Origin of the sequence: Boseongicola aestuarii (assembly GCF_900184815.1) — a bacterium.
Lineage (GTDB): Bacteria > Pseudomonadota > Alphaproteobacteria > Rhodobacterales > Rhodobacteraceae > Boseongicola > Boseongicola aestuarii.
Map to the genome: position 1 here is coordinate 19,516 of NZ_FXXQ01000020.1, position 10,396 is coordinate 29,911.

At 52.8% G+C, this 10,396-nt stretch carries 11 protein-coding genes; 6 read left to right on the forward strand and 5 right to left on the reverse strand.

Going from position 1 to position 10,396, the window contains the following annotated elements; genetic code table 11:
- The first annotated feature begins 10 nt into the window (after positions 1-10).
- Together BOA8489_RS18520 and BOA8489_RS18525 are read left to right on the forward strand one after the other, a co-directional pair.
- Positions 11-340 carry an arsenate reductase family protein gene (locus BOA8489_RS18520; RefSeq protein ID WP_093975796.1) on the forward strand — a complete coding sequence of 110 codons (330 nt, stop codon included), beginning with the start codon at positions 11-13 and terminating at the stop codon, positions 338-340.
- A gap of 121 nt (positions 341-461) precedes the next feature.
- Positions 462-1,007: a YaeQ family protein gene (locus tag BOA8489_RS18525; protein ID WP_093975797.1), complete on the forward strand. Its 546-nt coding sequence runs from the start codon at positions 462-464 to the stop codon at positions 1,005-1,007.
- 282 nt (positions 1,008-1,289) lie between these two features.
- Here BOA8489_RS18525 and BOA8489_RS18530 read toward each other — a convergent pair whose 3' ends face one another.
- Complete coding sequence (locus tag BOA8489_RS18530) at positions 1,290-1,538, reverse strand: hypothetical protein (protein WP_093975798.1); 249 nt, start codon at positions 1,536-1,538, stop codon at positions 1,290-1,292.
- 57 nt (positions 1,539-1,595) lie between these two features.
- Positions 1,596-3,434, reverse strand: coding sequence for a Na/Pi cotransporter family protein (locus BOA8489_RS18535; RefSeq protein WP_093975799.1), 1,839 nt, complete (start codon positions 3,432-3,434; stop codon positions 1,596-1,598).
- A gap of 222 nt (positions 3,435-3,656) precedes the next feature.
- Here BOA8489_RS18535 and BOA8489_RS18540 point away from each other — a divergent pair, with 222 nt between their 5' ends.
- A complete protein-coding gene (locus tag BOA8489_RS18540) occupies positions 3,657-5,222 on the forward strand; it encodes an inorganic phosphate transporter (protein ID WP_370807356.1) in 1,566 nt (521 codons plus the stop codon).
- A 153-nt stretch (positions 5,223-5,375) separates the two neighbouring features.
- Here the strand turns inward: BOA8489_RS18540 and ppk2 are convergent, their stop codons facing one another.
- Both ppk2 and BOA8489_RS18550 read right to left on the reverse strand, forming a co-directional pair.
- On the reverse strand, positions 5,376-6,176 hold the full coding sequence (ppk2, locus tag BOA8489_RS18545; RefSeq protein WP_093975801.1) for a polyphosphate kinase 2: 801 nt from the start codon (positions 6,174-6,176) through the stop codon (positions 5,376-5,378).
- Positions 6,177-6,371: 195 nt separating this feature from the next.
- Positions 6,372-6,788, reverse strand: a complete 417-nt coding sequence (locus BOA8489_RS18550) for a universal stress protein (protein ID WP_093975802.1) — start codon at positions 6,786-6,788, stop codon at positions 6,372-6,374.
- 208 nt (positions 6,789-6,996) lie between these two features.
- Between BOA8489_RS18550 and BOA8489_RS18555 the strand changes: the two genes are divergently transcribed.
- From BOA8489_RS18555 to BOA8489_RS18565, 3 genes are all read left to right on the forward strand, one after another.
- Positions 6,997-7,944 carry a DMT family transporter gene (locus BOA8489_RS18555; RefSeq protein WP_093975803.1) on the forward strand — a complete coding sequence of 316 codons (948 nt, stop codon included), beginning with the start codon at positions 6,997-6,999 and terminating at the stop codon, positions 7,942-7,944.
- Between the two features lie 378 nt (positions 7,945-8,322).
- Positions 8,323-8,652: a hypothetical protein gene (locus tag BOA8489_RS18560; protein ID WP_245813974.1), complete on the forward strand. Its 330-nt coding sequence runs from the start codon at positions 8,323-8,325 to the stop codon at positions 8,650-8,652.
- An 89-nt stretch (positions 8,653-8,741) separates the two neighbouring features.
- A complete protein-coding gene (locus BOA8489_RS18565; RefSeq protein WP_245813975.1) occupies positions 8,742-9,308 on the forward strand; it encodes a hypothetical protein in 567 nt (188 codons plus the stop codon).
- Positions 9,309-9,531: 223 nt separating this feature from the next.
- On the opposite strand, the gene BOA8489_RS18570 is transcribed toward BOA8489_RS18565, so the two are convergent.
- Positions 9,532-10,029, reverse strand: coding sequence for a SixA phosphatase family protein (locus BOA8489_RS18570; RefSeq protein ID WP_176440365.1), 498 nt, complete (start codon positions 10,027-10,029; stop codon positions 9,532-9,534).
- Positions 10,030-10,396: the final 367 nt, after the last annotated feature.

A 10,396-nucleotide genomic window follows, 5' to 3' on the forward strand; every position in this document is an offset into this window, starting at 1 on the left:
AGATTACGAAATGATAATCTATGGATTGAGCACCTGCGCAATCTGCCAAAGGGCCCGCAAGGCGTTGGAAGCAGATGGCAAGGACGTTGAATTTCGCGATATCCGTGCAGAGCCCTTGAGCGAAACCGAACTGGAGGAATTGATTCAAGAATTCGGAGATAGATTGGTGGATCGAAGTTCGAATGACTACCGGTCGCTTAACGATTGGCTAAAAAATTCGGAAGCGGAGGCGCAGATTGCCGCCCAACCCAAAGTGATGGCCCGTCCGGTAATACGCAATCAGGACAAGTTGTATTTAGGTTGGGATGACGCTGTGCAAGATGCCTTGCTTGAAGGGTGAAGTCCTGAAGCATCAAACTCATTTGAGGCCAATCTGACTTGCAGCCGGGGGCTTTCTATCTGCTTTCACAAAGTCGCCAGACGCCGTAAGCAGCCTTATCTTCGCAAGTCCGGGACAAATCATGGCGCAAAAAGCGACCATCTACAAAGTTGAACTTTCCGTTTCTGATATGGATCGTCACTACTATGAAACCCATAAACTGACGGTCGCCAAACATCCCTCAGAGACGGATGAACGGTTAATGGTGCGCATCCTGGCTTTTGCGCTGAACGCCCATGAGCACTTGGAATTGACCAAGGGCCTTTCAACAGACGACGAGCCAGACATTTGGCAGAAAAGTTTGAACGGCGAACTTGAGCTTTGGGTCGCATTGGGACTTCCGAGCGAAAAGACTGTTCGTCAATCCTGCGGCAAAGCCAACGAGGTGATCATCTATTCCTACGGCGGCAGGACCGCTGACATGTGGTGGGAAAAAATCAAAAACAGGACCACCCGGTTTGATAACCTTCGGATTGTTAATTTTGCCGAAGAGGACACCAGCGAACTAAGCAAGCTGGCAAGTCGCTCGATGAAGATGCAGGTCAATATTCAAGACGGCGATGTAATGGTCAGCGTTGATGACAACATCGTCAACGTTAGTCCGACAAAGTGGAAAAGTGCTGTTTAGTTGACAGATGCGCGCAATGCGGAAGCCGCAACGCAGCACGAGATCAATCGACCAAGGTCCGCGATGGGCCGACAGCTCCATTATCTTCCGCATGGCGCAAAGTCGACCTGGCCTATTGCGGGACTTTTCTGCCGTTGGGAATGCAACGCTCAATGACCGTTTTGGCAGGAAAAATCGAATTCCTTTCTTTGAGAAATGTTATCACTCCGCGAGTGAGGTCTTTGGGGGGGGGCTGGCTCTGTCTGGCAGTCATAGGCATGCCCGAGCACTGTCTCCGGTTGGTCAGCTCAATTCCTTTAACAACCATTCCGCGCGATCAATATGGGTCTGAGCGATTCCTAGCTTCCCCTCCAGCCGGGCCTTCTTGTCCGCGGATTTGGTTGAGATTATCTCTCCCTCAAGTTCGTTCAACTTCGTACGTAGTTTCTTCAAGACCGTTTCAACGTGCTTGGGTTTTATCTTGCTCGCCTTTCCACTTTCGAGGCGCTCATTGTATTCAACCACTTTCGCTGCAAGCTTTTTCAGACCCATCTTCGCTACTCCGATCCTGATCTTAGGGTAACACCCTGCGCGCGTTTCATGACGGTCTCATGACAGTCCGTCAGACTCCTTAGGCCCCGGTCCGCCGCCGGGGTCAGTCACCGCCTCGTCGATTTCCTCTTCGTCGAGAGATAAAAGGCGTTCAACTTCAGCTATCGCGCTGTCGCGTTCGATGTAATAACTGCGCGCCGCTTCTATCAGGTCGCGCATAGCGCTATAGGCGTAGCCGGAGTCGTTTATGAAGGATGTAGCGGCAGCGGGGCTCAGTTCTCTGCTACGGATGAGGGCGTCAACGCGTTTGGAAGTCGAACGTGCGTCCTCCTCGATTTGTGCGCGTTCCTGATCGAGCCACAGTGCGCTTCGATCTTCCGGTTCGGCAAGCCCGAGTTTTCTGATCTCAACCGTGATCCGCGCGATCTCCGTTCTCAAGTCGTCATATAGCTCGGTTGTAGCACCCTCAGGGCGAACCGTGTATCGCAGGATGTTCTTGCGAAGATGTTTTACAGATTTCACTGCCTGCACAATATCGCTTGCGACGTCGCGCAAGGCATATACGCGTTCCGCAATGTCCGGCGCGAAGCGTTTGTCTCCTGCACGCGAGGTGAATTCGACGATCCCCGAATACAGCGTCTTCACGCGGCGTTCGTAGCCCTCGTCTAAGTCAAGCTCGAGCGGGCTTCGACTTTTTCGCACCAGACCGGCCACGTCGTCGGTCGTGAAGACCCGGTCGCGGTGCAAGTTTAGACCGTGCAGGATCAGTTCCACGGCATTCTCATAAAGATGAAATACCTCTTTGCGCAGCGCAATCTCGAGGGTCTGTGGGAACTCATCGACCGCTTCGTTCAGGAAGCGCGGGCGACTTACGTCCGGGACAGGTTCGATGATGCGACGTTCGAGAAATGCTACGAGCTGGGCAAGAAATGGCAACATAAGGGCAACGCCGAGGACGTTGAAGATTGTGTGGAAAACGGCAAGCTTCATCGCGAAATCATCCTCGGCGATCCTAACCAGGTCGCTGATCCAGTCTACCGCCTCGCGCAGCGGTGCGATGAAAACTAATGCGACAACGGCTGTAACCATGTTGAAAATCAAATGGGCAAGAGCCAGTCGCTTGCCCTGGAAATTCGCGCCAAGAGAGCCGATAATTGCTGTAATGGTCGTGCCGATATTCGCGCCGATCGCCAGTGCCAGCGCATTCTCATAGCTGATCTGACCGGCGGCAAGGGCCGTCAGAATCAGAACCATCGTTGCGTGGCTCGATTGCATGACAACAGTCGCGACGGTTCCAATCAGGGAATAGACGAACAGACCGGGCAGGCCGGAAAGGGCGAAGCGCGTCAGGTCGATCTGGTCTTTAAAGGCGTCGAACCCTTCTTTCATGTGATGTATGCCGAGGAATAAAAAGCCCAACCCTGCCAGCGCATAGCCAACGCCCCTCAGTGGCTTTGATTTCTGAAACACAAGGACGATGCTAAGCGCGATCATCGGCATGGCGTAGGCCGCAATGTTCACCTTCAGTCCAAGTCCTGCGACCAGCCATGCGCCCGTCGTCGTCCCGATATTTGCTCCGAAAATGATGCCCACACCGCCGACCAGCGACAGCAGCCCGGCGCTCAGAAATGATATGGTGATGACCGAAACAAGCGAACTGGATTGCAGAAGCGTGGTCGAGATGACCCCGAAAGAGATCGCTCGAGGCGTTGAGCCGGTCGCCCGTTCCAAAACCCTTTCTAGGGTGCCACCCCCGAACAATTTGAAGCCGTCCTCAAGCATCAACATACCAAAAAGGAAGATTGCGATACCTGCCGCAATTTCCTGAGCATCAGGGCTAAACCAAAATGCCACGAGAAGTGCTCCGATGGCGACCGGAAGGTAGTAACGAGTCATTGTTTTGGCCCCAGCGGAAAGGCAGGCATTCGCAACGGCTCGTCACAGTTATGCCGCTGTATTCGAACCGCCTTCCATTTCACCGGATAACTCCACTTTTTTGCTTGCTGTTCGGAAAGGTATCGATGTGCACAGTTGTGGTCATTGACTTGGCTCATATCCACCTCTCCGCGCTTCTGCGATAATTGCTCTGCCAAACAAACGAATTGCGGGGGAGTGCTAGTGTTGAGAACCGAAAGAATCGAAAGCGCTGCACAGCGAAACCGCGATGAGTTGTTCCGCTTTGGAACGGCGTTGCTTTTCGTCGTGGGCATCATGCTTTTCACCATAGTCCGCACCGATGGGGGGGCCGACGGTATCCTGCTCGTCGCGGCCGCGATGATCGGTGGCTACATGGCGATGAACATTGGCGCGAACGATGTGGCGAACAATGTCGGACCAGCCGTCGGGTCGCACGCCATCACCCTGACCGGAGCCATCATTATCGCGGCTTTTTTCGAAGCCGGCGGCGCCCTCGTCGCGGGTGGAGACGTTGTCGGCACAATCAAGAGCGGGATCATCGATCCTGATCTGGTAGCGGACCGTGATACGTTCATATGGCTCATGATCGCCGCTCTTTTGGCGGCCGCCGTTTGGCTGAATTTTGCGACCGCTATCGGCGCGCCGGTTTCTACTACGCACTCGATCGTCGGCGGGGTGCTTGGCGCAGGGATCGCTGCAGCAGGCTGGAATGTCGCGGACTGGTCGGTGGTCGGCCAGATCGCAGCAAGCTGGGTCATCTCACCGATGATGGGTGGGCTGATTGCGGCAGGCTTTCTCTATATCATCAAACGCACGATCACCTACAAACTGGACGTTTTGGGGGCGGCCAACCGTATGGTGCCAGTGCTGGTCGCGATTATGGCCTGGGCCTTTTCAACATATCTTATGCTGAAAGGAGTAAAGAAGATCGTCTCTGTCTCTTTCCCTGTCGCACTCATGCTTGGGGTCCTTGTGGCCGCAGTCGTCTACGTGATTATGAGGCCGTACATTGCGAGGTTGACGAAACAGTTGGATAACCACAAGACAAGCGTCAATGATCTGTTCACCGTCCCCCTGATCTTTGCGGCAGCACTTTTGAGTTTCGCCCATGGTGCGAATGACGTCGCCAACGCGGTCGGACCGCTTGCCGGGATCAACGAAGCGATTACCGAAGGGGGTATTTCCGCCAAAGCTGGCATTCCGCTTTGGGTCATGGCCGTGGGTGCGATAGGTATTGCGTTGGGGTTGGCGCTCTACGGGCCGAAGCTGATCCGAACCGTTGGCAGCGAGATCACCGAACTCGACAAGATGCGCGCCTTTTGTATCGCTATGGCTGCAGCGATTACCGTCATCATCGCATCGCAACTCGGGTTGCCCGTCAGCTCGACCCATATTGCTGTCGGCGGGGTTTTTGGTGTGGGCTTTCTGCGCGAATATATCAAGTCGAACTATGCACGCATGCTTGATGAAATCCGAACTCACCACGCCGAAAATGACCCAGAAGCGGTCGAGAAACTTCTGGCGCAATTCGAAGCTGCAGATGTAGCCATGAAGGGGGAAATGCTTCGCAATATGAAAGCTCAGGCGGCAGGTGATCGCGTGCTCGGAAAGCAGGAAAGACGCGGTCTGGGACGTGTGCACCGTGTCGAACTCGTGAAACGCAATCTGCTGCTGCGCATTGCGGCGGCTTGGATAATCACGGTTCCCATCGCGGCGATCCTCGCAGCGATGTTCTTTTTCATGATCCGGGGAATGCTGCTGCCTTAAGGTTGCTACCGGCTCGACCCATTGATTAAATGCAGATCCTTCGGTTAGCGGACACTCATCGCGTTTGCCGAGAAATGAACTAAGGACTCAAAGAAGCCGTTTGCTGCGTCAAGCACAAATGACGCCAGTGCGGACAAGCTGCGCAGCCGCATCCTATGTATCCGACATAGGCTTGTCGTGAATTTCTGGTACGAAGGTTTGTTCCTCGATTGGCGGGCGGGCATATCCAGTCTGCACAGGTCTGTCCTCCAATTCGACCTCTTTTGGAGTGAGATCTTCGTAGGGCACCATCGATAGCAAGTGACTGATGCAGTTCAGGCGTGCGTGTTTCTTAATGTCTGAGTTTACCACGTACCAAGGTGCTTGCTTTATATCGGTATATGCAAACATATCGTCCTTCGCGCGACTGTATTCCATCCACCGCTTTCGGCTTTCTAGGTCCATAGGGCTTAGCTTCCAGCGCTTGGTAGGGTCCGTCAGACGTTTTTGGAACCGCCGTTCCTGTTCCTCGTCGCTTACAGAAAACCAGTACTTGATGATCTGAATACCCGAGCGAACGAGCATTCGCTCGAATTCGGGACAACTTCTCAGGAATTCCTGATATTCCTCATCGGTGCAAAACCCCATGACACGCTCCACACCAGCACGGTTGTACCAGGATCGATCGAAGATAACCATTTCACCAGCAGCAGGAAGATGGCACGCATATCTTTGGAAATACCATTGCGTCTTTTCTCGTTCGGTCGGTGCAGGTAACGCGACGACTTGCGCGATGCGAGGATTGAGAGGCTCTGTGATCCGCTTGATAGTGCCGCCTTTGCCTGCCGCATCTCGCCCTTCAAATATCACAACGAGGCGGTGACCACTGGCTTTGATCCACTCCTGCATTTTCACCAGTTCGATCTGAAGCCTGACCAGATCCTTTTCATACTTGGAGTTTGGAATCTTTTTCATTTTAGCCTCGCATCTGTGGAAACGCTCGGCAGGACCAGCGCCAATTCGGGATCGCTTTTCATACAATAGCACATTCCGAAGAGAGCAACGGCGATGTGCAGAATCCACTTCTGTATTGAGCTAAGAGCCGTCTTTCTCTGGAGAATTTGTCAATGACCGCAGTGCGGACAAACAGTTTAGGACCCCACATCGAGTTTATCGGACGACATAAACGGTCATAGGCGCGTGGGAGGCCACATAGCCTGCATTGGATGAGAAGATGTGATCTTTAAGACCGGGCATGTGGCTTGCCATCACTATTAAGTCACAATCAGCCTCTTTAGCCGCTTTTATGATATCCGCGCCAACATTCAAATGCAGATCGCCGCGTAGTGCGACATGGTCGTTGGCTTTGATGTCATACTGCTTCGCTTGATCGGCAACGAAGTCTTTCAGACGTACTTCCATCCGGTCACCTTCGGTACGAGCAGACATCGTCGGGACAGCATCTACTACATCGACATACAGAACTTCTGCGCTGTCTGCCTGCGCAGTCCGCCCCGCGAGACTGAGCGCCTTTGAGAGTTTGTCGGCGTTGTTTAAATCAACGGGAACAAGGATTCGTGAATACATCGGACTTCCTTTCCTAGCTCACAGCCAGATTAGCAAGACTAGCCGTAATGAGTGTTGATCCCTGTCAATCGGGCGAGAGCACGTCCGCTCTGGGCTCGATCCGGACCTTCGCTGCAGTTGGTTGCGATGTCTGCTTTGGCCCCTTGAGCATCGCCAAACGTCGCAAAAGGAATAGACGAGCTCGTGGTGTCACCTTAATGCGGGGCCCATGACCAGTTCTTCTTCCTACATTCCCTCCACGGACCGCATCCTAGCAGGTGTGGCTTTGATGCTCGGATTTTGCGTTACCGCCCCATTGCTGGATGTGGCGGCCAAGCTCGCATCGGGAAGCGTGCCGGTGGGACAGATCACGGCTGCACGGTTTTTCGTTCAGTGCGTGCTGATGGCTCCGTTTGTCTGGATGATGGGTCTGTCGTTGCGGGTGGCACGGGCGCAATGGCTGGCGCTGTTTTTTCGCGCGGCACTCTTGCTAGTCGCAACCTTCTGCTTTGTCGCTGCAATCAGCGTGATGCCTCTGGCCGATGCACTCGCGATAGTGTTCGTGGCCCCGTTTATTGTGCTGCTGGTAGGAAAGTTCTACCTGGGCGAAGAGGTTGGTCCACGCCGCGTAGGCGCCGCGATTGTGGGCTTTGTGGGTGTCTTGTTTGTGATCCAACCCAGTTTTGCAGCCTTCGGCGCAGTCGCGCTGTTTCCGCTGGGCACTGCGGTCGGGTTCGCGTTTTACATCCTTGTGACACGTGGGCTGTCGCGGCGCATGCATCCGGTCACCCTGCAATTCCACACTGGCCTTGTCGCCAGCCTGATGTGCCTGCCGATCATGATATTTGCCCAAGGCTCTGGTTCCGAATTTCTTGATCCGGTTTGGCCAGAAGGCATTGTGTGGCTATGGCTGCTGGGCGTAGGTTTTTTCGCCACGCTAAGTCATATGATGATGACTTATGCGCTGTCGCTGGCACCTTCGGCTACGCTGGCGCCGATGCAGTATCTTGAACTGCCAGTTGCAACATTTCTGGGCTATCTGGTGTTTGGTGATTTTCCCAATGCACTGACCCTCACCGGCATCGCCATCATCATCGGTGCAGGACTTTATATGATTCATCGCGAAAGGGTCACCGCCCGTCAGCTTATGACTGAGCGCGCCGCTCCTCCCATCTAAGGTGTAGCGCGATCTCAAATACTGAGAACCAACAGGCAGCACATTCTGAATTGCTACAACTTTGGCTGGACGCAACCAGCGCATAGTGAAGGGGTTTTTGCGGGGATGCTGCGCTGAACCGTCGTACGGGGCGCTTTTCTTGAAGGGCAGCTCTGGGGAACGAAGGCGTCCTTTTGCGAGCGGACCTTCCTTTACGAAAGTATATTTATGGTGATAAATTTCCCCGGTCGCATTTGCGCGACCGGGGCAGAACCTTTTGAAACACTCCATAGACAACCACTCACGGAAACTCAGGGAGTTTAAGAAGGTTCTTTCAAGCCGCCAACATTGTCAATATGATAATTTTGGTGACCTGCTTCAGGTAGGTAAATATTTTGGATGGCTACAATTTTGAGCAATAAATTTCACAAAAACCTTTCGGCGCTTTTTGAGCTGCGCAGCATGCTGCGTGAAATGGAGCATGAGATTGGATTTGACAGCCTGTCACAGGTGGAATTGGACGTATTTCTTGCTGCACATGCTCTGTCTGGAGAGCGTGAAGAGGTTGTGACGTCTGACGACATCCGAAACCATGATCTGACCGCAGGAATTGCACAGGCGTCCTATCATAGGGCTTTGCGTTCTCTGATCTCCATGGGTTTGCTAGAGAAAGCTGACGGATATAAATCCAGGCATTATCTGGTGCGCAGTCATCCTGCTGGTAGCTAATGAGCTATTTCATTGTCGCGCATGTCAGTTGATAAACCGCAGACAGATTTTCCTCGATACTTCTGAACTCAGATCGAAAGGACCCATCCGTGAGCTTTTTGATCATCATCCTCGCCTATGTCTTGTGTCACGGTCTGACCGCTCAGGTTGTGACGCCAATACAAAGTCTGTTTTTGCCCGAAGTCACGGTCTTCGCCAGTCTGGTATATCTGCCCCATGGGGTGAGAGTTCTAGCGACATGGGCCTATGGCTGGAAAGCGGTGCCCGCTCTGGTTGTTGGTGTAGCTATCTCAGCATGGTTGTTCAGCCCACCTGAAGACCTGAATTTCCTGGAGCCAGCTCTGATAGAGGGCATCATTGTTGGATCAGCCTCTGCATTTGTCGCGTTCGAGATCACCCGGTTTGCCGGTTTCAATTTCTACTTCGGCGGATCGAGAAAGCTGCATTGGAAGGGTTTGTTGGCCGTGGGGGCACTGTCTTCGGTGATAAATTCGTTCGGCCAAACACTGGTCTACTCAGGTCTCATTGATCTTGAGAAGGTCATCGGAGTTTGGGCCATCTATGCAACCGGAGACCTGATCGGTCTTGTCGTGTGTATGTTTGCTTTGATGTTCGTCTTTCGATGGAACCGGGTATTTGGTGCTCTAAGACGTTAGGACAAAGTAACTTAAGAACGAATAGTCTCGACGCAAACGTGATGCGAAAGGTGAATGTCTGGTGCGCGTCAGAATATTTGTCGGGTCTCGGCTGGGATTTGCCATTCGTTGCGCAACGCACCAATGACAGCTATGGGCTCCAAGCCGTCATTCGCTGCACCTCGCACCAATGTCCGCTTTGGAGTGTATGCCGTCGTGTTTTCTAAGTGATATATTCCATGGTCTAAGGCATTCTGAGCCTGACGAACTGCGAAGGACCGTTATCGTTGGGAACCACTAAGAACAAATTGTCATAGTCCGATTTGCTAACTTTGACTTCCTCAACGACGCCCAACAATCGAAGCATTGTAGGGATAGTGCCTGAGTTTCCTACAATCAGTATCGTATCGTCTACGTTCTGGGCCTCAACCTGTGCAAGCATTTCGCCATAGCCGTACTTATTAAATGAGTGCGACGGCACCCCCAAGCTCTCTGCAATAATGTCTCCTGTCTCTTGAGTCCTTACAGTGCTGCTTGAAAACAGAACATCGATCTCGGCATCTCGAAGCATAGAGGCATAGCGAGCGGCTCTTTCGCGACCTTCCGACGATAGTTTCGGATTGGCACCACTTAGCAACTCTTCCTCCGCATGGCGAATTAGGAAGACTTTTTCTTGTGCCTCTGTCATTCCCGCGCAAATCATAGCAGGCAGAACGGTCAGTGCGAACCAAAGCTTTCTCATTTGCGGCCCTGCGAACCTCCATCTTTGCTCCAATCTCTTCGCACAGATCCTCAAGCGAACCATGACGCAGATCAATTTGTGATCTGGCGCGAAGGTCATCGCGGTTGTCATTATGTCTTGCAATGCAGTTCGCTTCGGGCTCGAAGCGACCTTCGCTGCGGCGTGCACCAATGACAGCTACGCGGACAAAGCGCTCATTTAGTGCTCAGCCTGAACGTTTTTGATCTGTCTAAGCGACACTCAATGGGCGTGCCGCTCACCAGAATAATTGATTGTTGATAAATATCACGTACGCATAGAACTTCTTACACTACTGGTTGAGGTATTTTCACGCTAATGGAGGATATCTCATGAGGCTCAAGTATTT